This window comes from Streptococcus sp. ZY19097 (assembly GCF_040731245.1).
Taxonomy (GTDB): domain Bacteria; phylum Bacillota; class Bacilli; order Lactobacillales; family Streptococcaceae; genus Streptococcus; species Streptococcus orisratti.
Genome location: NZ_CP160400.1, coordinates 314521 through 340284 on the forward strand (window position 1 = coordinate 314521; position 25764 = coordinate 340284).

General features: G+C 38.8%; 22 protein-coding genes and 1 other RNA gene. 19 read left to right on the forward strand and 4 right to left on the reverse strand.

Going from position 1 to position 25764, the window contains the following annotated elements:
• Nucleotides 1–92 precede the first annotated feature (92 nt).
• From rsmH to pepC, 13 genes are all read left to right on the forward strand, one after another.
• Entirely contained in the window at nucleotides 93–1043 is a 951-nt protein-coding gene (gene rsmH, locus ABZ559_RS01540; RefSeq protein ID WP_273413511.1) for a 16S rRNA (cytosine(1402)-N(4))-methyltransferase RsmH, read from the forward strand.
• Between the two features lie 2 nt (nucleotides 1044–1045).
• Nucleotides 1046–1369: a cell division protein FtsL gene (gene ftsL / locus ABZ559_RS01545; protein ID WP_273413508.1), complete on the forward strand. Its 324-nt coding sequence runs from the start codon at nucleotides 1046–1048 to the stop codon at nucleotides 1367–1369.
• A 15-nt stretch (nucleotides 1370–1384) separates the two neighbouring features.
• A complete protein-coding gene (gene pbp2X, locus ABZ559_RS01550; RefSeq protein WP_367007608.1) occupies nucleotides 1385–3640 on the forward strand; it encodes a penicillin-binding protein PBP2X in 2256 nt (751 codons plus the stop codon).
• 1 nt (nucleotide 3641) lies between these two features.
• Nucleotides 3642–4646 (forward strand): phospho-N-acetylmuramoyl-pentapeptide-transferase, encoded by a 1005-nt coding sequence (gene mraY / locus ABZ559_RS01555; RefSeq protein ID WP_018376348.1) that lies wholly within the window; start codon nucleotides 3642–3644, stop codon nucleotides 4644–4646.
• Between the two features lie 342 nt (nucleotides 4647–4988).
• Nucleotides 4989–6335 (forward strand): DEAD/DEAH box helicase, encoded by a 1347-nt coding sequence (locus tag ABZ559_RS01560; RefSeq protein WP_367007031.1) that lies wholly within the window; start codon nucleotides 4989–4991, stop codon nucleotides 6333–6335.
• Nucleotides 6336–6472: 137 nt separating this feature from the next.
• Entirely contained in the window at nucleotides 6473–7279 is an 807-nt protein-coding gene (locus ABZ559_RS01565; RefSeq protein ID WP_367007609.1) for a transporter substrate-binding domain-containing protein, read from the forward strand.
• A gap of 492 nt (nucleotides 7280–7771) precedes the next feature.
• The gene (locus tag ABZ559_RS01570) at nucleotides 7772–8575 is read left to right on the forward strand and encodes an amino acid ABC transporter permease (RefSeq protein ID WP_018375631.1); all 804 of its coding nucleotides are present in this window, start codon (nucleotides 7772–7774) and stop codon (nucleotides 8573–8575) included.
• On the forward strand, nucleotides 8575–9318 hold the full coding sequence (locus ABZ559_RS01575; protein ID WP_018375630.1) for an amino acid ABC transporter ATP-binding protein: 744 nt from the start codon (nucleotides 8575–8577) through the stop codon (nucleotides 9316–9318). Before ABZ559_RS01570 ends, ABZ559_RS01575 begins: the two co-directional genes overlap by 1 nt.
• A gap of 85 nt (nucleotides 9319–9403) precedes the next feature.
• Complete coding sequence (locus tag ABZ559_RS01580) at nucleotides 9404–9628, forward strand: DUF4059 family protein (protein ID WP_018375629.1); 225 nt, start codon at nucleotides 9404–9406, stop codon at nucleotides 9626–9628.
• A gap of 62 nt (nucleotides 9629–9690) precedes the next feature.
• On the forward strand, nucleotides 9691–10605 hold the full coding sequence (gene trxB / locus ABZ559_RS01585; RefSeq protein WP_367007033.1) for a thioredoxin-disulfide reductase: 915 nt from the start codon (nucleotides 9691–9693) through the stop codon (nucleotides 10603–10605).
• 423 nt (nucleotides 10606–11028) lie between these two features.
• Nucleotides 11029–12489 (forward strand): nicotinate phosphoribosyltransferase, encoded by a 1461-nt coding sequence (locus ABZ559_RS01590; protein WP_367007035.1) that lies wholly within the window; start codon nucleotides 11029–11031, stop codon nucleotides 12487–12489.
• Entirely contained in the window at nucleotides 12486–13310 is an 825-nt protein-coding gene (gene nadE / locus ABZ559_RS01595; protein ID WP_367007036.1) for an ammonia-dependent NAD(+) synthetase, read from the forward strand. The genes ABZ559_RS01590 and nadE overlap by 4 nt, the downstream gene beginning before the upstream one ends.
• Before the next feature lie 178 nt (nucleotides 13311–13488).
• Nucleotides 13489–14826 (forward strand): aminopeptidase C, encoded by a 1338-nt coding sequence (gene pepC / locus ABZ559_RS01600; protein ID WP_367007037.1) that lies wholly within the window; start codon nucleotides 13489–13491, stop codon nucleotides 14824–14826.
• A gap of 377 nt (nucleotides 14827–15203) precedes the next feature.
• Here the strand turns inward: pepC and pbp1a are convergent, their stop codons facing one another.
• Nucleotides 15204–17402, reverse strand: coding sequence for a penicillin-binding protein PBP1A (pbp1a, locus tag ABZ559_RS01605; protein ID WP_367007038.1), 2199 nt, complete (start codon nucleotides 17400–17402; stop codon nucleotides 15204–15206).
• A complete protein-coding gene (gene recU / locus ABZ559_RS01610; protein ID WP_367007040.1) occupies nucleotides 17395–17988 on the reverse strand; it encodes a Holliday junction resolvase RecU in 594 nt (197 codons plus the stop codon). The genes pbp1a and recU overlap by 8 nt, the downstream gene beginning before the upstream one ends.
• 72 nt (nucleotides 17989–18060) lie before the next feature.
• Between recU and ABZ559_RS01615 the strand changes: the two genes are divergently transcribed.
• From ABZ559_RS01615 to ABZ559_RS01635, 5 genes are all read left to right on the forward strand, one after another.
• Nucleotides 18061–18585 carry a DUF1273 domain-containing protein gene (locus ABZ559_RS01615; RefSeq protein ID WP_367007611.1) on the forward strand — a complete coding sequence of 175 codons (525 nt, stop codon included), beginning with the start codon at nucleotides 18061–18063 and terminating at the stop codon, nucleotides 18583–18585.
• Nucleotides 18586–18708: 123 nt separating this feature from the next.
• Nucleotides 18709–19044 carry a cell division regulator GpsB gene (gpsB, locus tag ABZ559_RS01620; protein ID WP_273413476.1) on the forward strand — a complete coding sequence of 112 codons (336 nt, stop codon included), beginning with the start codon at nucleotides 18709–18711 and terminating at the stop codon, nucleotides 19042–19044.
• 15 nt (nucleotides 19045–19059) lie between these two features.
• Nucleotides 19060–19428: RNase P RNA component class B (gene rnpB, locus ABZ559_RS01625), an RNA gene on the forward strand.
• A 116-nt stretch (nucleotides 19429–19544) separates the two neighbouring features.
• Complete coding sequence (locus ABZ559_RS01630; protein ID WP_277290568.1) at nucleotides 19545–20699, forward strand: class I SAM-dependent RNA methyltransferase; 1155 nt, start codon at nucleotides 19545–19547, stop codon at nucleotides 20697–20699.
• A gap of 13 nt (nucleotides 20700–20712) precedes the next feature.
• Nucleotides 20713–22173, forward strand: coding sequence for a cell division site-positioning protein MapZ family protein (locus tag ABZ559_RS01635; protein WP_367007042.1), 1461 nt, complete (start codon nucleotides 20713–20715; stop codon nucleotides 22171–22173).
• 283 nt (nucleotides 22174–22456) lie between these two features.
• Here the strand turns inward: ABZ559_RS01635 and ABZ559_RS01640 are convergent, their stop codons facing one another.
• Nucleotides 22457–23317, reverse strand: coding sequence for a hypothetical protein (locus ABZ559_RS01640; RefSeq protein WP_367007043.1), 861 nt, complete (start codon nucleotides 23315–23317; stop codon nucleotides 22457–22459).
• A gap of 42 nt (nucleotides 23318–23359) precedes the next feature.
• Entirely contained in the window at nucleotides 23360–23842 is a 483-nt protein-coding gene (locus ABZ559_RS01645) for an S-ribosylhomocysteine lyase (RefSeq protein WP_367007045.1), read from the reverse strand.
• A gap of 181 nt (nucleotides 23843–24023) precedes the next feature.
• Here ABZ559_RS01645 and ABZ559_RS01650 point away from each other — a divergent pair, with 181 nt between their 5' ends.
• Entirely contained in the window at nucleotides 24024–25631 is a 1608-nt protein-coding gene (locus tag ABZ559_RS01650; RefSeq protein WP_367007046.1) for a ribonuclease Y, read from the forward strand.
• Nucleotides 25632–25764: the final 133 nt, after the last annotated feature.

Consider the following 25764-nt stretch of genomic DNA (forward strand, 5'->3'; position numbering starts at 1 on the left):
AGAAGGAAGTGAGATGGCATCTAGTTCAGTTGCTGATTTAGGACTTCCTTTTTTCTTTTCTAAAATGTCCAAATTATGGTAGAATAAAAGTTATGACAAAAGATTTTCATCACATCACGGTGCTTCTGCATGAGACGGTTGATATGCTTGAACTTAAGCCAGCTGGCGTTTATGTTGACGCTACACTTGGTGGAGCAGGACACAGTGAATACCTCCTTTCAAAATTAGGACCTAATGGTCATCTTTATGCTTTTGATCAGGATCAAAAGGCTATTGATAACGCTCAAGTGCGTTTGAAAGAATATATTGAAAAGGGCCAAGTGACCTTTATCAAGGACAATTTCAGACATTTGGCATCAAATTTGGCGGCGTGTGGCGTTACTGAAATTGATGGTATTTTGTATGATCTTGGGGTTTCAAGTCCACAGTTGGATGAGCGCGAGCGAGGTTTTTCCTACAAGCAAGACGCTCCTTTGGACATGCGAATGAACCGCGATCAAGATTTGACAGCTTATGAAGTGGTTAATACTTATCAGTACAATGATCTGGTTCGTATTTTTTTCAAATATGGCGAGGATAAGTTTTCAAAACAGATTGCTCGAAAGATTGAGCAAGCTCGTCAGGTCAAACCGATTGAAACTACAACAGAGTTGGCTGAGATTATCAAGTCTGCCAAACCAGCTAAGGAACTTAAAAAAAAGGGACATCCCGCCAAACAGATCTTTCAAGCCATTCGAATTGAGGTCAATGATGAATTGGGAGCAGCAGATGAATCTATCCAACAAGCCATTGATTTGCTAGCAGTGGACGGTCGTATCTCGGTTATCACTTTTCATTCTTTGGAAGATAGACTGACCAAGCAGCTGTTTAAGGAAGCCAGTTCGGTAGAAGTGCCTAAAGGCCTGCCATTCATCCCTGATGACTTGCAGCCTAAATTGGCTTTGGTCAATCGTAAACCGATTTTACCAAGTCAAGAAGAATTGGCTATCAATAACCGTTCTCATTCTGCTAAATTGCGTGTGGCTAGAAAAATTAGGAAATAAGTATGACAAATAATAAGCATAATGAAGTTATTTCAAATGCACTTCAAAAACATATTCGTACCTTTACAAGAACTGAAAAAGTGTTCTATGGAACGATAATTCTGACAGCTATTGTTATGGCCATTAGTATTATTTTTCTTCAAAGTCGAAATTTACAAGTTCAGCAGCAGATTACTGAGCTAAATAGTAATATCACATCTAAGAAGAGTGAACTTGATAATGCTAAGCAAGAAGTTGGGGAATTGACACAAAAAGAGCGCGTAACAGATATTGCAAATCAAGCTGGTCTAAAGGCTGATAATGCTACGATTGCAGAAGTGGAGTAATTGCCTATGAGATGGATTAAGAGATGGGTAAATACCTTTCTGAATTACGTTGTTAAGGATAGACGTACCCCAGAAAAAAACCGTGAGCGTGTTGGACAAAACCTCATGCTTTTAGCGGTATTTTTGTTTTTCATCTTTATCATTAACTTTATTATCATCATTGGAACAGACAGTAAATTTGGTGTTTCTCTGTCTAAAGGAGCTAAAGACGTCTATCAGTCAACCGTGACCGTTCAAGCTAAACGAGGGACTATTTATGATCGTAATGGTAACCCTATTGCAGAAGACTCGACAACTTACAGTGTTTATGCCATTGTGTCTAAATCTTACAAATCTGTTTCTGGAAAAAAACTCTATGTTCAAAGTTCACAGTTTGATACGGTCGCAGAAATTTTCAAAGAACAACTCGGTATGGAAAAGAGTTATGTGCTAGAACAGCTCAAACAGAAGAATGTGTTTCAGGTAAGTTTTGGGACGAAAGGTACGGGGCTGAATTATAGTACAATGAGTGCTATTAAAGAGGCACTAGAAAAAGCTAAGATTGAAGGTGTAGCTTTCACGACTAGCCCGGGTCGGATGTATAAAAATGGAAGTTTTGCCTCACATTTTATTGGTTTTGCGCAACTTCAAGAAGATAAAAATGGTAATAATTTCCTAGTTGGTACTACTGGTATGGAGGCTAGTTTAAATGATATTTTATCTGGAACGGATGGTAAGGTCACTTACGAAAAGGATAAAAATGGCAATATTTTGCTAGGAACTGAAACGACCGTAAAACAAGCGGTCAATGGTCAGGATGTTTACACAACCTTATCTGAACCTTTGCAGACCTACCTAGAGAGCCAAATGGATGTCTTTCAGGGTGAAGCAAATGGGAAGTATGCCAGTGCGACAGTTGTTAATGCCAAAACAGGCGAAATTTTAGCGACAACTCAAAGACCAACTTACAATCCAAGCACACTTGAAGGCTATAATAAAGACAATCTTCATACATGGGACAATCCTCTTTACCAATCAGCCTATGAGCCTGGATCACCCATGAAGGTGATGACTTTAGCCTCTGCTATTGACTCTGGTGTTTTCAATCCTAATGAAGGTATCTCTACAGTGGATGGGATCACTGTCGCTGATACGACCATCAATGACTGGAACGTTAATGAAGGTCAGACTGGTGGTTACATGACTTTGGCACAAGGTTTTGCTTTTTCTAGTAATGTTGCCATGACAACGCTTGAACAAAAAATGGGGGCGGACAAATGGTTAAATTACCTTTCTTCGAAGTTTCGTTTTGGTTATCCAACTCGATTTGGTATGGGGGGAGAATCTGGAGGGATTCTCACAGGGGACAATGAAGTAACGACAGCCATGACTTCTTTTGGTCAAGGGATCAGCGTTACCCAAGTGCAGATGCTTCGCGCCTTTTCAGCTATCTCAAATAACGGAAATATGTTAGAACCACAATTTATTTCAAAATTGGTGGACACTAACAATGGAACTAGTCGTGTTGCGTCAGCAGAAGTTGTAGGAAATCCTGTATCAACAGAAGCTGCTAGTCAGACTCGTGACTATATGGTGACTGTCGGAACAGATCCACAGTTTGGTACTCTGTACTCTAAAACTTATGGTCCGATTATTCAAGTTGGTAACTACTCGGTCGCTGTTAAATCTGGTACAGCAGAGATTGCAGCAGAGGACGGTAGTGGTTATATTGAAGGTGGTCAGACTAACTATATTCTCTCTGTTGTGGCTATGGTACCATCGGATGATCCTAGTTTTATTATGTATGTCACGCTTCAACAGCCTGAACATTTTATGGTAACTTATTGGCAAGACGTTATCAATCCTGTTTTAGAGTATGCGATGCAAATTGAAGAAAGTTTGATAGCTCCAGTAACTACTGATGGTGCTGGCGAAACCGCTTATAGCTTACCCAATTTGATTGGAAAAAGTCCAGGTGAAGCAGCAGTGACCTTACGTCAAAACCTTGTTCACCCGATTATTTTGGGAACTGGAAGCAAAATTAGTAAGGTTTCCCAAAAAGCAGGAACCAACATTACTGCTAATGAGCAAGTCCTTATCTTGACCAATAAACTCAGTGAAGTTCCTGATATGTATGGCTGGAACAAAGAGATTGTTCAACGCTTTTCAAAATGGACAGGAATTAAAATTAGTTTTAAAGGTTCTGAAACTGGAAAAGTGATCAAACAAAGTGTTGATGTTGGAACAGACATTAGCAAAGTGAAAAAAATTACAATTACTTTAGGAGACTAACATGTTTTTAAGTTTATTTGCAGGTCTGTTGGCCTTTGCGCTAACGGTGCTTGCTATGCCGCGGTTCATTCGCTTTTACCAATTGAAAAAAATTGGCGGACAGCAGATGCACGAAGATGTCAAGCAGCACTTAGCCAAAGCAGGGACACCGACAATGGGTGGCACCGTCTTTCTGATTGTTGGTTTGCTCGTTAGCTTGATTTTTAGTCTTTTTGATAAAGGGAATCATGGTCTTGGAGCAACAATTGGTATTTTATCTGTTGTTCTCATTTATGGAATCATTGGATTCTTAGATGACTTTTTGAAAATTTTCAGACAAATCAATGAAGGTTTAACACCGTGGCAGAAAATGGCTCTACAAATCCTAGGAGGATTGATTTTCTATTTTGTTCATGTGCGACCAAGCGGAACAGATGAGCTCAATGTTTTGGGATTTAATCTCCATCTAGGTGTCTTATACATTTTCTTTGTTCTTTTTTGGGTGGTTGGTTTTTCAAATGCTGTTAATTTGACAGATGGTATTGATGGCTTGGCTTCCATCTCTGTTGCTATCAGCTTAGCAGCTTATGGCATTATCGCTTATGTTCAAAATCAATTTGATATCCTACTTATTATCTTAGTGATGATTGGCGCTTTACTTGGCTTCTTTGTTTTCAATCACAAGCCTGCCAAAGTTTTCATGGGAGATGTTGGAAGTTTGGCACTGGGTGGCCTTTTGGCAGCCATTTCGATTGCGCTTCGTCAGGAATGGACACTCCTGATCATCGGTATTGTTTATGTGTTAGAAACTAGTTCAGTCATGCTTCAAGTTTCTTATTTCAAATACACCAAGAAGAAATATGGAGAAGGCCGTCGTATTTTCCGCATGACGCCATTTCATCACCATTTGGAACTTGGCGGTCTTTCAGGAAAAGATGAAAAGTGGTCAGAGTGGAAAGTTGATGCCTTCCTTTGGAGCTTGGGGGCTGTAGCTAGTCTTCTGGTCTTAGCTTTCTTATATTTATAGATGGATATAAAGCTAGCTTAAGTCAATCGTTCTGTTCACGACTTTAGTCAGTGTTTCAGTGTAGCAAGAAATTTGGTAAAGACTTCTAAGCCGAAAAAAGGGTTGATTAAGTATCAAAAACGGTCTGTATAGGGGCCGTTTTATTTTTCTTCAAAGCTTCTGCATTCCTTGAAATCAAATTCAAGTATTATTGCCTTATTTTGATAAAAACAGTTTTATTTACATACTATTATTTTGAATTTTATTGAGTTTTAGTCTTGATTCATACGAAGTGTGGATGGCTATATTTTGCGTAAATACAGGCTTTTGTGTATAATACTAAGAGAAGAAAACGAGGTAAATATGTCATTATTCAAAGATTTTAATTTTAAAGCCTATATTCAAGCGGCTTTGGATGAGCTAAACTTTATAGAACCAACAGAAGTGCAGCAAAGATTGATTCCGGTTGTTCGTTCAGGACGTGATTTAGTTGGAGAATCAAAGACTGGTTCTGGTAAAACGCACACTTTCCTCCTGCCAATTTTTGAAAAATTGGATGAGAATGGAACAGAGGTACAGGTTGTTATTACGGCACCGTCACGTGAATTGGCAACACAGATTTATCAGGCGACTAAGCAAATTGCTGAAAAATCTGAACGAGAAATCCGTGTAGTTAATTATGTAGGTGGAACTGATAAGCTACGTCAAATTGAAAAACTAAAAATTTCACAACCGCATATCGTTATTGGAACACCGGGTCGTATCTATGATTTGGTCAAGTCAGGAGATTTGGCTATTCACAAAGCACACACCTTTGTCGTGGATGAAGCAGATATGACTTTGGATATGGGCTTTCTCGATACGGTAGATAAAATTGCGGGAACTCTGCCTAAAGATGTGCAAATCTTGGTCTTTTCAGCGACTATTCCTCAAAAGTTACAACCTTTTTTGAAAAAATACCTGAACAATCCTGTCATGGAAAAAATCAAGACATCAACAGTTATTGCAGACACCATTGATAATTGGTTGATTTCAACCAAAGGACGCCATAAGAATGAACAAATTTTAGAGATTACAAAAGCGCTCAATCCTTATTTGGCAATGATTTTTGTTAATACCAAGGAGAGAGCTGATGAACTCCATGCTTATTTATCAGGCAACGGTCTTAAGGTTGCAAAGATTCACGGTGGCATTGCCCCGCGTGAGCGCAAGCGTATTATGAATCAAGTGAAAAACTTGCAATTTGAATACATTGTAGCAACTGACTTGGCTGCACGTGGAATTGATATTGAAGGAGTTAGTCATGTTATCAACGATGCTATTCCTAAAGATTTATCATTCTTTGTGCACCGCGTCGGGCGTACTGGTCGTAATGGGCTATCAGGCACAGCTATTACCCTTTACCAACCAAGTGACGATTCTGATATCAGAGAGCTTGAGAAGATGGGCGTAGCCTTTGTTCCTAAGGTTCTTAAGAACGGAGAGTTTCAGGAGACTTACGATCGTGATCGTCGTGCAAATCGCGAGAAATCTTATCAAAAATTGGATACTGAGATGATTGGCTTGGTTAAGAAGAAAAAGAAAAAAATTAAACCGGGCTACAAGAAAAAGATCCAGTGGAAAGTTGATGAGAAACGTCGTAAAGAGCGTCGTGCCGAAGCACGTGCCAAGGGGCGCGCCGAACGCAAGGCTAAAAAACAGACTTTCTAGTCTAGTTGAACTATCACATTTTGGTGATAGTTTTTTCTTATAGTCTCGATAAGAAATTAGTATTAGGCAAGTAATCATTTTCTTGGTAAACTAGTGTCATTACTATCGACTATATTGGAGGTTTGATAATGACAAATATAAGAAAAGTTTTATTGATTTTGGTAGTCTTTGGATTGAGTGTTGTCTGGGGTGTTGTGGTAAAGGCTGATAGTAAAGCTGTGATAAATGTAGCAACAGACTCTGATACAGCTCCTTTTACTTACAAAAAGAAAGATAAGTTTACGGGCTATGACATTGATGTGGTTAAAGCTATCTTCAAAAATTCTGATTACAAGGTGAGCTTTCATACGATTCCGTTTGATTCTATTCTAACAGGGCTTGATGCTGGTAAGTATCAATTAGCAGCCAATGATTTTAATTATAATGATGAGCGTGCTGTGAAATATCTCTTCTCTGATCCTATTTCCAAATCAAATTATGCCATCACAAGTGCCAAGGGCACCAAATACACCAGTCTGGATGATTTATCTGGAAAATCTACACAGGTGCTTTCAGGTTCCAACTACGCTCAAATTCTTGAAAATTGGAATAAGGCCAATTCAGATAAAAAGCCAATACAAATCAATTATGTTTCCGGAACGACAGGTATTACCAGCCGTCTGCAAAACATCGAGAATAAGAAAATCGACTTTATATTGTATGATGCCATTTCTTCAAAGCATATTGTTAAGGATCAAGGCCTTGATTTGACGGTCAATAATGTTAAAGATACTTTAGGTTCTGAGACAGATGGCCTAGAGTACCTGCTTTTCTCGAAAGATGATGAAGGAGCGAAACTTCAATCCTTCGTCAATAAACGCATTGTTGAATTGAAGAAAGATGGCACTTTGGCCAAGCTGAGTAAGAAGTACTTTGGCGGCGACTATGTGTCTTCAATCAAGTAAGGTCTACCAAATGATTGAACAACGTTTTGATACTCTCCAAAAATCAAATTTAGACGTTGTTGACTGGATGTGATGAAGACAGAGTTATCTGTGTCGTCGCTGTCAGTCTGATTTTCATAGGAAATCGATTTTTTCAGGGCAATCAAGAAAATGTTAGACTGTACTGGATTACCGCAAAAGTAAGTTCTAATATTGAATGTGGAAATTCAGAGAACAAAATTTCTTCAGCTATCGAAATCATAAAAGTTAAAGTAATGAAGTGTAACAGGAAGTGACCTATCAGTCGTGATAGGTTTTCTTTATCGCTGTGATAGAAAGAATATAATTTACAGACTAACTATTGACATGTTAGAATACTAAGATAATACTCTTCGAAAATCAAAATTATCCGTTGTCAACTTGCCTTGATGAACTCAAGTTCTATCGTCGGCTTCGTTTCCTAGGCTACTTTTGATTTTCATTGAGTATAAACTAGAGATATAAGGGAATAATATGATCTTTTCAATATTAACATCGGGTTGGGCTTGGTATGAAAAACTTATTAAGCCAATTCCAGAAGGAAAATTATTTAGCTGGCATGCTGTTTTTGATGCTATTCCCAGCATTTTAGAGCATCTACCAACCACGCTAGGCTTAACCTTAGCTGGTGCTGTTTTTGGCTTATTATTAGCTTTGCTTTTTGCGATTGTCAAAATCAATCGAGTAAAAATTCTCTATCCAATCCAAGCTGTTTTTGTCAGTTTTTTACGGGGAACTCCGATCTTGGTACAGCTTATGCTGACTTACTATGGGATTCCTCTTTTCTTGAAATTTCTAAATCAAAAATATGGTTTTGATTGGAATATCAATGCTATACCAGCAGAAATTTTTGCTATCACAGCTTTCGCCTTCAATGAAGCAGCTTACACCAGTGAAACCATTCGAGCAGCTATTCAGGCGGTTAATTCGGGAGAAATCGAGGCTGCGCGTAGTTTGGGAATGACTTCGTTTCAAGTTTATCGTCGCGTTATTATTCCAAATGCAGCGGTCATTGCCACACCAACTTTAATCAATGGCTTGATTGGTCTAACGAAAGGAACATCCTTGGCATTCAATGCTGGGATTGTTGAAATGTTTGCTCAGGCTCAAATTCTTGGCGGCTCGGACTACCGATATTTTGAACGCTATATTTCTGTTGCCTTGATCTACTGGCTAGTCAGCATTATCATTGAAAATATAGGTCGCTTGCTTGAAAAGCGGATGGAGATTACCTCTCCTGACAATATTACTAGCGATGTTCCAGGAGGTGTTCGTTAATGATTTCCATTTCAAATTTAACAAAGGAATTCTCCGGTCAGAAGGTTTTAGACGGTCTGACTCTTAATATCCAAAAAGGAGAAGTGATTGCATTGGTTGGGGCATCGGGTGCAGGAAAATCAACTTTTCTGCGTAGCATGAATTACCTTGAGCAGCCAGATTCTGGAAGTATTCAGATTGATGATTTTAAGGTTGATTTCACTAAGATTAGCAAAGATGACATTTTAACCCTGCGTCGTAAACTTGCCATGGTTTTTCAGCAGTTTAATCTTTTTGAGCGTCGTACGGCTCTTGAAAATGTTAAAGAGGGCCTTAAAGTTGTCAAGAAAATGTCCGACCAAGAAGCGACAGCCATTGCCAAGGAGGAACTGCGCAAGGTTGGTCTTTCAGATCGCGAAAACCATTATCCCCGTCACTTATCTGGTGGTCAGAAACAGCGAGTTGCCTTAGCGCGTGCTCTTGCCATGAAGCCTGATGTTTTGCTCCTAGATGAGCCAACCTCCGCTCTTGATCCTGAGTTGGTAGGCGAAGTTGAAAAATCAATCGCTGATGCTGCTAAATCAGGTCAGACCATGGTTTTGGTCAGTCATGACATGAACTTTGTTTATCAAGTTGCTGATAAGGTCTTGTTCTTAGAAAAGGGAAAAATTCTTGAACAGGGTAGCCCAGATGAGATTTTCAATCATCCCAAAGAAGAACGTACCAAGGAATTTTTTGCTAGTTATGCAAAAACGTACATTTAATGCTAGACTTTTGATATAATGAGAGGAGTTGAGAAATTCTCGCTCCTTTTCTATTAGAGATGGGACGATTGGTAAAGGTGATAAGATGTTTTTAGAAATTTTTGCCGTCTATGTTCAAGGGCTGATATTATCTATTGTGACGGTTTTCATTGTTGGAAGTTTGTGGATGGTTTGGCGAGCCGTTAGAAAGCTAGATAAGACGGTTAAAGCTAGACAGGCAATTTTGTACGAGACACTGATGATTGCTGTGATGACTGCTCCAATTCTTTCCTTTGCTTATATGGCAATTTTACTGATGATGAAGTCGTAATCTTTGCATTATTTGTTTAGATTGGTACAATGAAGAGAGAAAATGTAAGGAGAAAAAAGTAAATGTATGATACTTTAATTATTGGTTCAGGACCTGCTGGAATGACAGCTGCACTTTATGCCGCACGTTCCAATCTCAAAGTTGGGATTATTGAACAAGGGGCTCCAGGTGGTCAGATGAATAACACTTCTGAAATTGAAAACTATCCCGGTTACGAGCATATTTCAGGACCAGAATTGTCTATGAAGATGTATGAGCCCTTGGAAAAATTCAACGTTGAACATATTTATGGTATTGTTCAAAGCATTGAAAACGAAGGACTTATCAAACGCGTTGTGACAGAAGATGAAACTTTTGAGGCAAAAACGGTTATTCTTGCAACGGGGGCTAAGTATCGATTGTTAGATGTTCCTGGCGAGGAGGAGTATACGAGTCGTGGTGTTTCTTACTGTGCAGTTTGTGACGGAGCTTTCTTTCGTAACCAAGATTTACTAGTCGTTGGTGGCGGAGATTCTGCAGTTGAAGAAGCCATCTACTTGACACAATTTGCCAAGTCTGTGACCATCATTCATCGTCGTGACGAATTGCGTGCGCAGAAAATCTTGCAAGATCGTGCCTTTGCTAATGAGAAAATCAAGTTCATTTGGGACTCTGTTGTCAAAGAAATCAAGGGCGGTGATGTCAAAGTTTCCGGTGTGACCGTTGAAAATGTCAAAACAGGTGAAATAAGTGCTCACGAGTTTGGCGGAATCTTTATCTATGTCGGAATGAATCCCGTCTCAAATATGGTGACTGGGTTAGGTATCACAGATGAAGCAGGTTGGATTTTGACAAATAACAAGATGGAAACCAGTCAGTCAGGAATTTATGCTATTGGTGATGTTCGTCAGAAAGATCTGCGTCAGATTGCAACAGCTGTGGGTGAAGGGGCAATTGCTGGTCAAGGAGTTTATCATTATATTACAGAACATTTTTGAAAATAACTAAGAGTATTTGACCGCTTTGGTTATTCAATGAAAATCATGAAAAGAAGTCGTAATTAGAAGGTGTATTCACAAGTTAGGTGCTTTTATATAAGAGATAGTTTTTCGTTAAGCAAGGCAGCTTTTTAGGAAATACTGACTGTATTTTGAAAAAAACTAGCGATGAGTAGCTTAAAAACTAGCCTTAGATGGAAGTGCTGAATGGTGAATACAGGTTTTTAAGGTTTAAGTTCATAAGAACAAGGTGATAAAGTATTGTTTTGATTTTCAAAGAATTGAGGTTCACCCAATAAAACTCTTTTGAGCAGGTTTTGCCTGCTTTTTTTGCTTTTTGCTCTGCGATTTTCCGAAAATATCTGAAAATGTGTTATAATAGTCACAATATTGTGTGAGATACACTTGAAAAAGGAGTTAGCGATGTATAAGGACGACAGTTTAACGCTACACACAGATTTGTACCAAATTAACATGATGCAGGTCTATTTTGAACAAGGCATTCATAATAAACGAGCAGTTTTTGAAGTTTATTTTCGCAAGGAACCTTTCAGTAATGGCTATGCTGTTTTTGCAGGGTTACAGCGTATGGTTGAATATCTTGAAGGACTCAAATTTTCTGAAACGGACATTGCTTATTTAGAAGATTTGGGATATCCCGCAGAGTTTATTGACTACCTAAAACATTTTAAATTAGAGTTAACGGTTCGATCAGCTCAAGAGGGGGATTTGGTTTTTGCTAATGAGCCCATTGTTCAGGTAGAAGGACCATTAGCCCAATGTCAGTTAGTTGAGACAGCACTGCTCAATATTGTTAATTTTCAAACATTGATTGCTACTAAGGCTGCTCGTATCCGCTCGGTAATTGAAGATGAACCTTTGCTTGAATTTGGAACGCGCCGAGCACAGGAAATGGACGCTGCTATCTGGGGAACCCGTGCGGCTGTCATCGGTGGTGCGGATGCCACATCAAATGTTCGCGCAGGTAAAATGTTTGATATTCCTGTTTCTGGAACGCATGCCCATGCTTTGGTTCAAACATATGGTGATGACTACAAAGCCTTCATGGCATATGCAAGCACCCATAAAGATTGTGTCTTTTTAGTAGATACTTACGATACACTCAGACTAGGTGTTCCAGCAGCCATTCGTGTAGCCAATGAATTGGGAGATAAAATTAATTTTCTAGGTGTTCGTATTGATTCAGGAGATATGGCCTACTTGTCTAAAAAAGTCCGCCAACAACTTGACGAAGCTGGTTATCCCAAGGCTAAGGTCTATGCTTCTAATGACTTAGATGAAAATACTATCCTAAACCTGAAGATGCAACACGCTAAAATTGATGTTTGGGGAGTGGGAACAAAATTAATTACCGCCTATGATCAACCAGCTCTTGGTGCAGTTTATAAAATTGTCTCCATAGAAGATGAAAATGGCGTTATGCAGGATACCATTAAGCTTTCTAATAATGCGGAAAAAGTTTCCACCCCAGGTAAAAAACAAGTTTGGCGAATTACGAGCCGTGCCAAAGGGAAATCTGAAGGAGACTATATCACCTTCACTGATGTTGACGTTAGTGAACTCGAAGAACTTTACATGTTCCACCCAACTTATACTTACATCAATAAGACGGTGCATGATTTTGATGCTGTTCCACTTTTAGTAGATATCTTTGACCAAGGAAAATTAGTTTATAAACTTCCTAAGCTGAAGGATATTCAGGCATACGCTCGTAAGGAATTTGACAAACTCTGGGATGAATACAAACGTGTTCTTAATCCTCAAGATTATCCTGTCGATCTTGCGCCAGATGTATGGCAAAATAAGATGGATTTGATTGATCGTATTCGAAAAGAAGCATATGCAAAAGGAGAAGTCAAATGAGTTTACAGGATGAAATTATCGCCTATGAAGGCGTAAAGCCAGTCATAGATGCTAAAGAAGAAATTAGAAAATCCATTGATTTTCTGAAAGGCTATCTTAAAAAGCATACTTTTTTGAAAAGCTACGTTTTAGGTATTTCTGGCGGTCAGGATTCTAGTCTGGCTGGTCGTCTCGCCCAGCTTGCTATTGAAGAATTAAGAGCAGAGACTGGGGACGACAGTTATCAGTTTATTGCGGTTCGCTTACCTTATGGCATTCAAGCTGATGAGGCAGATGCCCAACGCGCCCTTGCTTTTATTCAGCCAGACGTCAGTTTGACGGTGAATATCAAAGCAGCTGTAGATGGTCAGGTTGAAGCTTTAGTAGCGGCAGGTGTTGAAGTTTCTGATTTTAACAAAGGAAATATTAAGGCACGTCAGCGTATGATTACCCAGTACGCCATAGCGGGTCAGTACAGTGGAGCAGTGATTGGAACGGATCATGCTGCTGAAAATATCACTGCTTTCTTTACCAAATTTGGAGATGGCGGAGCAGATATTTTGCCACTTTACCGCCTTGATAAACGCCAAGGAAAACAACTTTTGGCAGAATTGGGAGCTGATAAAGCTATCTATGAAAAGATTCCAACTGCGGATCTTGAGGAAAATAAGCCAGGAATTGCAGATGAAATCGCCTTGGGTGTGACCTACAATGATATTGATGATTATTTGGAAGGTAAAAAAGTTTCATCAGAAGCTAAGACTAAAATTGAAAATTGGTGGCACAAAGGTCAGCATAAACGCCACTTGCCAATCACTCTTTTCGATGATTTTTGGAAATAATACTCTTCGAAAAACAACTTATTGGCTTGGGCCTAGACATATAAATCATTTCTATATTAGATACAGAAAGCAGAAGTTTGGGTTAACTCTGCTTTTTACTTATTTTTAGAAAATACTTGTATAAACAATTTTAAGCGTTATAATAGTAAGCGGATAAAATTTTACGTGGAGGAAAAATATGTCAGAATTATCACAGACATTTACTGATAAATTATTTGCCGAATATGAAGCAAATGCTAAATTTCGGGCACTTGAAAATGCAATCACTCATAATGGCTTACTGAAGTCCTTGGAGACTCGTCAAAGTGAAGTTGAAAATGATCACGTCTTTTCTATTGATTTGACAAAAGATGAGGTAGCTAACCAGAAAGCTTCTGGGCGTTGTTGGATGTTCGCTGCACTCAATACCTTTCGTCACAAACTCATTTCTGACTTCCAATTGGAAAATTTTGAACTGTCGCAGGCGCATACCTTCTTTTGGGATAAATATGAAAAATCAAATTGGTTTTTAGAACAAATCATTACGACAGCAGACCAAGAATTAGGCAGTCGTAAGGTAAAATTTCTTTTGGACACACCACAGCAAGATGGTGGTCAATGGGACATGGTTGTAGCTCTCTTTGAAAAGTATGGTGTAGTACCCAAGACTATCTACCCAGAATCTATATCATCAAGTGCAAGTCGTGAGATGAATCAATACCTCAATAAATTATTGCGTCAAGATGCTCAAATTTTACGTGAATCTATCTCAGCTGGTGCAGATAAGCAGCAAATTCAGGCTAAAAAAGAAGCCCTCCTAAAGGAGATTTTCAACTATTTAGCCATGAACTTAGGCTTGCCGCCACGTCATTTTGATTTTGCCTATCGTGATAAGGAAAACAATTACCACGTTGAAAAACAAATGACGCCACAGGCTTTTTATGAGAAATATGTTGGTCTAAAACTATCTGATTATGTTTCTGTTATCAATGCTCCAACGGCTGACAAACCTTTTGGAAAATCTTACACTGTTGAGATGCTAGGCAATGTGGTTGGAAGTCGTGATGTGCGTTATATCAACTTGCCGATGGCACGTTTTAAGGAATTGGCAATTGCTCAGATGCAGGCTGGTGAAACAGTTTGGTTTGGTTCAGATGTTGGCCAACTGTCAGACCGCCAAAAAGGTATCCTTGCCACAAATACTTATGATTTTAGTTCAGCTATGGATATTGAACTTAGTCAAGACAAGGCGGGACGACTTGATTATAGTGAGTCTCTTATGACTCATGCTATGGTTTTGACAGGTGTTGATTTAGATGACAATGGCAAAGCTGTCAAATGGAAAGTCGAAAATTCATGGGGAGATAAAGTTGGTCAAAAAGGCTATTTTGTTGCTTCTGACACTTGGATGGACGAATTTACCTACCAAATCGTTGTTCGTAAAGAATTTCTTACTGCTGATGAACTCTCTGCCTATGAAGCAACCCCAACAGTTCTCGCTCCCTGGGATCCAATGGGTGCCCTAGCAAATAAATAGTATAAAAGGCTTGTTTTATTATAGAGACCAATTCTTTATCTATAACAAATTGGTTAATTTTACTGGAAAGCATTGTTACTTTTGAAATCTAATACTCAATGAAAATCAAAAGTAGCCTAGGAAACGAAGCCGACGATAGAACTTGAGTTCATCAAGGCAAGTTGACAACGGATAATTTTGATTTTCGAAGAGTATAAGATGGTGTATTATTAACAACACCGCTTATGTCATATAATAAAAAAAACGGGAATCTTACGAATAGCAGTGGGATTCCCGTTTTTTTATTGTAATAATTATTTAATGATTCATTGACGACTATTACAGTTAATAAGTATTTGATGAATAACTTAAACGACTCGGTTGAGCACAAGTTTTAGTTACTCTTGAGAATTGGTAGCGTTATCTGTCTGTGTTTCTGATCCAACAGAAGAGTCAGAAAATGAGTTGTCCTCATTTGAGGATGAGTGATTGGTTGAATTGCTAGAGGATTGGTCAGATGTTTCGCTAGTATCTTGTGAACTTGAGCTATTGCCATAGATGTTACTATAGACAGAGCTAGAACTTGATGAGTAAGTGTAAGGATTTGAACCGCTCAGGTAGGCATAATTTCCACTGAGATAAACTCCACTTGGAGTGGTAAAATCAGTGCTTCCGCTTCCGAAAGTCTCATTTAAGTGGAGTTGCATTGCTTTGTAAACATTTGCTGCAACGTCGAGTCCGCTACCATAAATTGGGGTTGAACGATTCTTATAACCAGTCCAAACAGCCATAGCATATTGATTTGTATAACCAACAAACAACTCGTCTGGGGCCATTGTTCCTACTGAACTATTGTAGAGACCTGTTGCTGCTTCAATTTGAGGCAATTCATCATCTGAATAGTTAGATGTTCCAGTTTTCCCTGCTTGATACATACCTGAAACATAGGCTTCTGTCCCCGTACCATAGGTAAGAACGGTTTTGAGCATTGTAGTCATCATGTAAGCAGTAGTTTCTTTCATAGCACGCTTACCAGTAGATTCGAAAGTCTGTGTCGTACCATCGCTGAATTCTATTTTGTTCACGTACTGTGGTTCGTAATAGATACCGCCATTAGCAAAAGCAGCGTAAGCAGCAGCCATTTTTTCGCTACTAGCACCATATTCTTGGCTGCTATCACTAGTTGAACTTGAAATGGCATTTGAATAATAGAGTTCAGGATAATTGATTCCTAGTCCACTCAAGAAAGATTTAGCTTCGTTAAGTCCGACTGCTTCAAGGGCTTTTACTGCGGGAACGTTACGAGATTGCATAACCGCTTGTTGAATAGTCATCGTTCCATAATATTGACGGTCCCAGTTGTAAAACTGTGTAGAGGTTCCAGGCCAATAGTATTTATTGTCATTGGTTGTAGCGGCAGTACTCTTATAGATACCTTTTTCAATAGCTGGCGCATAGTCAGTGATTGGTTTCATTGCTGAACCCCAATCTCGGTCGGTTAGTACTGCTTGGTTAGTTCCAAGGGAAACAGATGTGTCTTGATTTCTCGCACCCAGTTGAGCAATAACTTTACCGGTATTGACATCAATGACAGTTGAAGCAACTTGTAAATCAGTATCTGGGTAAGAAACGTAGTAATCTGTGTTATAGATATTCCAGAGATACTGCTGGATTTCTGGGTTGACATTAGTATATACTTTCAATCCAGCTGAATAAATGTCTTGCCCTGTTTTTGAATTAACTTGTTCAATAACTTGTTTGATGTAATTGTCAAGATAAGGCTCAAAACTAGAGGAGGAAGTCAGTGGTTGCAGACCGTCGGTAACTGGAGTAGCGATAGCAACATCGTATTCTTCTTTGGTGATGTTTTTATCTTCAAGCATTTCGCTAAGAACAGTATCACGACGACTTTGAGCTGCTTCTGGATTGGTATAAGGGTCATATTGACTTGGAGCTTGAGGAATGCCGGCCAAAAGAGCTAACTGAGCAATAGAGAGGTCTTTTAAATCCTTACCAAAGTAGGACTTAGCGGCGGTAAGCATACCGTAGTTACCATTTCCCATAAAGACCTTATTGATGTAAAAGGTTAAAATTTCCTGCTTGGTATATTTACGCTCCAATTGTAGAGCTAACCATGCTTCTTGTGCTTTACGCTTGAAATTTTGGTCAGCAGTACTTGTGGAGAAGTAAGCTAATTTGATCAATTGCTGGTCTAATGTAGATCCCCCTTGGGTACTTCCTCTAAATATATTGTTGAAAGCTGCACCAATAATACGATAAATGTCAACACCTCGGTGTTTGAAGAAACGCTTGTCTTCAATAGAAGTAATGGCATTAACCAAATTCAAAGGGATATTATCTGCCGAAACATTTTCACGTTTTTCAGAACCCAGATCGGCAATTAAGTTGTTGTTGACATCATAAATCAAACTAGAATTGGTTGATTTGAGTTCTTTTTCGGACAACTTTGGTGCACTGCTAATGTAGTAAGCAAATAGCCCCCCGCCTGCTAATGCAACAATGATAGCAAGGCTAACTCCGGTAATAAGGAGATACTTTAAGACCTTAAGTAGAGTTTCTTTTTTAATTTTAATCACCGCCTAAAAAAATTTTGTCAATAATATCAAGATAAGGAACTTGTGGCAAACGACCGTTTGTCACCATATAGCCATTTTTTTTGATATAATCAAGAGGCATTGATTTTGTCCCTTGATCAATTTGATAAAATGCTACCAAAGCATCGGCAGGGAGAAAATAAGTTTCCTTAAGTGTTGAAAAGTGAAGTAAGACAAAACAAATACCATTTTGCTCAAGAACATTTTCCATATGCTCAATTTGATGGGCGTGGAAATTTTTCATTGGCATGGATGATTTTTGTCGTGTTTCCTTAGCTTCAAAGTCAAGATAGCGTCCTTTATAAACACCAGAGTAGTCAGTTGTAGAGGCTTGTCTAAAATAGGCTTCTACAATCTTCGCACGGCTACGCCTAGGATAGTCGACTTTTACAATCTGGATAGGTGTTGGTTTTTTGTGAACAACTGCCAGATGTCGTGAGAGATAGTAGTCGTTAGTAGCATTGATGGCTGTCTCAAATGACATACCGCGATTGGCAAAATTAACTGATTTTGACTTTGAAGAAGGTTGTTCTGGTTTTCTAATGAGATGATGAGGATAGTTAACCATAGTTCTCCTAACTCCTAGGCTTAATGCAATTTAAGCATTATTATTATACCATATTTTCTGAAAGGGTAACAAATTATGACTGCAATTCTTGTAACAGGTTACAAAAGTTTTGAAGTGGGGATTTTCCAAGATAATGATGAGCGCCTGAAAATTATCAAGCAAGTAATAAAAAAAGAACTCGTAAGATACTTTGATGAAGGAGTGGACTGGCTGATTTTTATGGGAAATCTTGGTTTTGAGTACTGGACGCTAGAAGTCGCGCTAGATTTACAAAAAGATTATGATTTTCAAATTGCGACCATATTTCCTTTTGAAAATCAAGGAAGTCAATGGAGTGAGGCCAATCAAGTAAAGTTAGCAAAATTTAAGACCGTAGATTTTGTAAAATATTCCTATCCAACTTATGAAGGTCCACATCAATTTAGACAATATAACCAGTTTATAGTTGATAATACAGATGGAGCCTATATTTTTTATGATTCTGAAAATGAAACGAACTTAAAATATTTATTACAAAAAATGAGTGAAAAAGAAAACTACCCAATCAACTATCTGACTTTTGATAAATTAAACGACTTTATAGAGAACTTGAGCTAGGGAAATAATAAAATCCCAAGTAAAATACTTGCCTTTTGTTAAGAAATTCTGTAATATAATTAATGATATGTTTAAGTCATTTCAAAGGTAAGAATGAGTATCGAACGATTGGGAGAAGTAAGAATGGCAAGTATTATTTTTAGTCCTAAGGACATTTTTGAGCAAGAATTTAAGACCAGTATGCGCGGTTATGACCGCAAAGAAGTTGATGAGTTTTTGGACGATGTTATCAAAGATTACGAAAACTACATTAGCCAAATTCAGGAACTACGTGCTGAAAATGAGAATTTAAAACAGCAATTGGCGGTTAAACCTAAGGTTGTTCCACAACCTGTTTATACAGGAAGTCAAGTGGCTTCAGAATCAAGTAGGGTTGCACAGTCTGCGACAAATATTGATATTTTAAAACGAATTAGCCGACTTGAAAAAGAAGTTTTTGGCAAACAGATTGTAGAATGATGTTAAAAACGTGCAATTTTTGGATAATCGCGTAGTATTCAAATACTATGAGGAAAGTCCATGCTAGCACTGGCTGCGATGCCGGTAGTGTTTGTGCTAGGCGAAAAAATAAGCCTAGGGGGGTAGTTTTTTCTGCCCTACGGCGAGTAAAATGGCTAAGTCGTAAGATATGTCAGAATAACTCTGAAAGTGCCACAGTGACGTAGTTTTTATGGAAACGTAAAAAATGGAACGCGGTAAACCCCTCAAGCTAGCAACCCAAACTTTGGTAGGGGCATGGGATAGCTGGAAGTGAACAGTCTATCCTGACTGGAAACAGTAGACAGATGATTATCGAAGGAGATGGTACCTAGTCATCTCTGGAACAAAACATGGCTTATAGAAAATTGCATATAGGTTTAAGAGCTAGATAATTTTAGCTCTTTTTCTTGTCTCTCCCCATGAAATTTGGTGTGCGTATGCTATAATGTAGAGGAATAATTTGTAGAGTAAGGAAATGTATGAAAAAAGAATTTAATTTAGTGGCAACTGCAGCATCAGGTATAGAAGCGGTTGTAGGCAAAGAAATACGAAATTTAGGAATTGAGTGTCAAGTTGATAACGGTAAAATACGTTTTAAAGGTGGTGTGGAAAGCATTGCTATGACCAATCTTTGGCTTCGAGCGGCGGATCGAATCAAGATTGTAGTGGGTGAATTTTCTGCTCGTAGCTTTGAAGAACTTTTTCAGGGTGTTTTTGCATTGGATTGGGAAAACTATCTGCCTTTAGGAGCTAAATTTCCAATTTCTAAAGCTAAGTGTGTCAAATCAAAGCTTCACAATGAGCCTTCTGTTCAAGCAATCACAAAAAAAGCTATTGTCAAAAAACTGCAGAAGATTTATCACCGTCCAGAGGGTGTTCCTCTTCAGGAAAATGGTGCGGAGTTTAAAATTGAAGTATCACTCCTTAAGGATAAGGCAACGATAATGATTGATACTACGGGTTCCAGTCTCTTCAAGCGAGGCTATCGTGTTGAAAAAGGTGGGGCTCCGATTAAGGAAAATATGGCAGCAGCCATCATTGAATTATCCAATTGGTTTCCGGATAAGCCGTTGATTGACCCAACTTGTGGTTCGGGCACTTTTTGCATTGAAGCGGCCATGATTGGCATGAATATTGCTCCGGGTTTTAATAGAGACTTTGCTTTTGAAGCATGGCCTTGGGTTGATAAGGATTTGGTTCAAAGAGTACGTGATGAGGCTGATGCTAAGGCTAATTATGACATAGAACTTGATATTATGGGATGTGATATTGATGCTCGTATGGTAGAAATTGCCAAGAAAAATGCGGAGGAGGCTGGTCTTGGAGATGTTATCAAATTGAAACAAATGCGTCTTCAAGACCTCAAAACCGATAAAATCAACGGAGTTATTGTGTCAAACCCGCCGTATGGTGAGCGACTGTTGGATGACAAGGCCGTTGATGTGTTGTATAATGAGATGGGACAGACTTTTGCTCCCCTTAAAACTTGGAGCAAATTTATCCTAACCAGCGATGAAAGTTTTGAAAGCAAATATGGCTCTAAAGCTGATAAAAAACGTAAATTGTATAATGGTACCCTAAAAGTTGATTTATACCAATTTTACGGTGAACGTGTGAAAAGAAATCTAGATTAGAGAGGTAGAAAACGTGTCGGAAGATAAGAAAATTTCAGATTCTGAGCAAGAGTCACCAAGTCTTGATTTTGAAAAGGCTCAGAATATGACTGTCGGAGAAGCTGTTCGTAAGGATAAGGAACTTAAGGCAGGCATCACTGAAAATGATAATGTTTTAGATAAATACATTAAACAGCACCGTGAGGAAGTAGCCTCACAGAAATTCGAAACTAAGTTGTCTGATTTCGAACAATTAGATACTGGTAGTTTAGATGATTTTATCAGGAAGCAGCGTGAGGAACTTGAAAAGACGGGTTTCTTCGAGCCTATCAAAGAAGCTGAGATGTCTGAAGAAATTAAAGAATCTGCTGAGCCAGATTTGACCAAGACAGTTATTTTTGAAGAACCTGTTATTCCTGAGGAAAAGCCTACGGATTTTGTAGATACTCCGAAAGAAGCTGAGGTAAATAGGGTTCCTGTTGATTCTATTGGTTTAGATAAGGATGATGAAATAGCACAGCCATTTTACAAACGAAAAGGTATCATTATTGGTAGCTTGGTAGCTTTGATTGTGGCAATTTTTGGTATTGCCTATGCCATGAACCTACTGAACGGAAAAAGCTCACAAACGGAAGCGTCTTCTTCGACCACTCAGTCAACGCAGTCAACAAGTGTAGATAAAACGGCTAAGGCCAATAAGGCACTTTTTGAGGATTTGTACGCAAGTTTCTTTACTGACGATGAACAAACAAAATTGAAAAACAGTGAATTTGCTAATTTATCTAAACTTGAAGCAGCATTAAAGAAATTAGAAGGAACTGAGTATTATGACAAGTTGCAGTCTAAATATGATAGTCTCAGCAAGCAAATTTCAGCGATTCAAGCAGTAAATGGTCTTTTCCAATCGGATGCTATTGTGGATGGCTCTAAGGTTTCGGCGACGGTAAAATCAGATGCCAACTTTGATAGTCTGTCCAGCGATACCTTAAATACAGGAAATGCTAGTCTGGATACACTTTTACAATCCGTTATTTCTGATGGACGTGATCAGCTGGCGAAAGCAACAGAAAATGCTGCAACTTCAGCACCAGCGGAGACGGCATCGGTCCCTGCTACGGATAATACGCAAGCTGCCCCACAAGAAACAACGACTCCTACAGTTTCAGGTGCAACAAGTTTTGGTATTACGAATTATGATCCTGCTATTTTGCAACGCCAAAAGAGCCGTGTGCCATATGATGATTCGGCGATTGCTGATACATCAAATTCGGCTTGGACATTTGCAGATGGTGTGCTTGAAAAAATCATTGCAACTTCCCAAGCGCGTGGCTATTTCACTGGAAATGACTTCATCTTAGAAAAAGTCAATATTATCAATGGAAATGGTTATTACAATATGTTTAAATCAGATGGAACCTACCTCTTCTCTATCAACTGTAAGACTGGGTACTTCGTAGGGAATGCACCTGGTCGTGCAGATGCTCTAGACTATTAAAAGAACCAGACTGGGCAACATTTTTGGAATAGTAAAAACGCATAAAATCAACGTTTTTGATAACTTGATTTTATGCGTTTTTTATTGCAAATTGTCTCCAAATATTGAGATGAGTTGAGATTTTATCCAGTCTCTTTTAACACTAACTACTACCAGAGAATGATGATTGGAAAAAATGGGAATCACTTTACTGTTGTTTGATGGCGGTATTATCATGATCTATTCTCTGTGGAAAATCGAATTCTTTAGGAAAAAGCTCATTCTATCCTAGTATCACAACGTATTACAACAAATTTTGTTCAATGATATGCGTTGTCCATTGACTCTCTTTTTTATCTTTGTCAAACACAAGATAACCGTCAGCTTTATACTTAAAGTTATTCTTCCATTTTCCGTCTTTGGTTCTTTTATTCTCTATATATGCAATCAGCTCCTTTGTCCTTTCATCCTGCATCATGTTTGTCTTGTTAGCAAATCGCAATAATTCAACCGTATTTAAGTGGTAGGTTTCGGGGAAAGAGATGTCGGTAATATGTTTCGTTATAGGCTTGCCTGTGCTTAAACGCTTGAAAAAATGATGTTCAAGAATATAGGCTGTTCCTTTTATCAACTGTTGGTCGTACTTTGTTTCGCCTGTTTGTTCTTTAAAGTCTTGCAAGGCAAAAACTGATTTTGCTAAACCGATGTAACAAGGAGTCTGCTTGAAACATCCACCATATCGGTCAAAATTAAAGTTTGGGAGTTCAACTTTTTGTCCTCTTTGCATAGGCTGATTTGCATTAATCCACTCAACTGCATTTCGTACCTGTCGGTCGGTAGCCCTGTTCAAGCGACATAAGGCAGAAATCATTATCGCATTGTAACAAGGAAGGAAATATTTCTCATCTCCACTCAAAGAAAAACCAAATGGTGTCGCAAATTTTTCATATACCCTGTCAATCAGATCTTGAGTATATTTTAACCTGTTGCTATATGGAATTTCACTGATACAAATCAGTCGCCACACCAATGCAAGTGGTTTTTCGGGTAGGTATGAGGTAAGCTCAGCTACAAGTTCAGAATGAAGAAGTTTATCCATAATCTGACTGTCAGAAAATGCTTGTCCCTTGTCCAAACCAATTTTGAGTTCTAAGGCTGTATCCATTGATTCTTGCCTCCTTGAATTGTCCTTAATTCTGATGAGGGCCTACATCACATTTCGTTCAAATGGATCATCAGAAATCCCACGTTCCAAGATGATTTTAGCCCATTCTTTAGCTGAGAAAAGACTGTGATCTTTATAATTACCACAGGATTCGATAGTGGTACCGGGAACGTCTTTCCAAGATGTTACGTTAGCAATCTCTTCGAGACTTGATTTGATGACTTTGGCGATCTCGGTGCTACTGTGTTTGCCCCACATGATGAGGTGAAAACCTGTTCGACAGCCAAATGGAGAGCAGTCTATCATACCATCTATGCGTTCACGAATAAGTTTAGCTAACAAATGTTCAATGGTGTGAAGGCCAGCGGTTGGGATGGCGTCTTCATTTGGTTGCACAAGACGCACATCAAAATTGGTGATGCTGTCACCGACAGGACCAAATTCCTCAGAGATCAGACGAACATAAGGGGCTTTAACAGCTGTGTGGTCTAATTCAAAACTTTCAACGATAACATCTTTTGACATAGGTGACTTCCTTTCAGGTTTTTACTTATTGCAATTGCAAGATAAATTATTTTCTGACACCATCATACCATAAATTTCATTAAAACGCTTTACAATTTTGAATTGTGAAAAATGGTTTTTTATGATAGACTAAAAGATGGCTTTCTATTAGGAAATCTAAAAATTATATTGAGGTAGAGACATGTTGAATATTATATTAGCAATCGTCTTTGCCCTCATTGGTTTGATACTAGGTTATGCACTAATTTCGGTTAGACTTAAGTCTGCGAAAGAGGCTGCAGAGCTAACTCTTTTGAACGCTGAACAAGATGCTGTTAATCTGCGTGGCAAGGCTGAATTGGAAGCCAACCATATCAGACAATCGGCAGAGCGTGAAACCAAAGCATATCGCAAGGAATTGCTATTGGAAGCAAAGGAAGAAGCTAGAAAATATCGTGAAGAGATTGAAAAAGAATTTAAGTCTGAGAGACAAGAGCTTAAACAGATGGAAACTCGTTTGACTGAACGAGCGTCTTCTCTTGACCGAAAGGACGAAAATCTGGCTAGCAAGGAAAAAACGCTGGACAGTAAAGAACAAAGTCTGACCGATAGATCTAAACATATTAATGAGCGCGAAGCAAATATTGCAGAATTAGAAGAGCAAAAACAAGTAGAACTTGAAAAAGTAGCAATGATGACCATTGCTGAAGCACGTGAAGTGATTTTGACGGACGTTGAAAATAAGCTAACGCATGAAATCGCAACTCGCATCAAAGAAGCAGAACGTGAAATCAAGGATAAGTCTGACAAGACTGCAAAGAATATTCTGGCACAGGCTATGCAGCGTATGGCTGGTGAGTATGTGACTGAACAAACCATAACTACAGTTCAGCTGCCAGATGATAGCATGAAGGGACGTATTATTGGTCGTGAAGGTCGTAATATTCGTACTCTTGAAAGCTTAACAGGGATTGATGTCATTATTGATGATACACCAGAGGTTGTTGTACTTTCTGGTTTCGACCCTATCCGTCGTGAGATTGCTCGAATGACTTTAGAAGCCTTAATTTCAGATGGTCGTATCCATCCAGCTCGTATTGAAGAGTTAGTTGAGAAAAATCGTCTTGAGATGGATAACCGTATTCGTGAGTATGGTGAAGCTGCTGCCTTTGAAATTGGAGCACCTAATCTTCACCCAGACCTTATCAAGATTATGGGACGTCTTCAATTCCGTACCTCTTATGGTCAAAATGTGCTGCGCCACTCAGTGGAAGTCGGTAAGCTAGCTGGTATTTTAGCTGGTGAACTTGGTGAAAATGTTGATCTTGCTCGCCGAGCTGGTTTCTTGCATGACATGGGCAAAGCTATTGACCGTGAGGTAGAAGGTAGTCACGTTGAAATTGGGACTGAATTTGCTCGTAAGTACAAAGAACACCCAGTCGTTGTTAATACCATTGCCAGTCACCATGGTGATGTTGAGCCTGAAAGTGTTATCGCTGTTCTAGTTGCGGCAGCCGACGCCCTCAGTTCAGCTCGCCCAGGCGCTCGTAATGAATCAATGGAAAACTACATCAAACGTTTACGTGATTTGGAAGAAATCGCTACAAGCTTTGAGGGGATTCAACAAGCATATGCTCTTCAAGCTGGTCGTGAAATCCGCATTATGGTTCAACCAAATAAGGTTTCAGACGATCAAGTAACTGTTTTAGCGCATAAGGTTCGTGAGAAAATTGAAAATAATCTTGATTATCCAGGTAATATTAAAGTCACTGTTATCCGTGAAATGCGTGCTATTGATTATGCTAAATAGGTATATTGAATTAAGAAAGAGGTTAAGATTTCTTCAACCTCTTTTCATTTTCCAAAAATACATTTCAAGGGAGTTGAAAGTTAGAATCTTACTTAAAACTTTGTGTAACGAAGTGCCAGCGGGGAATGGACTT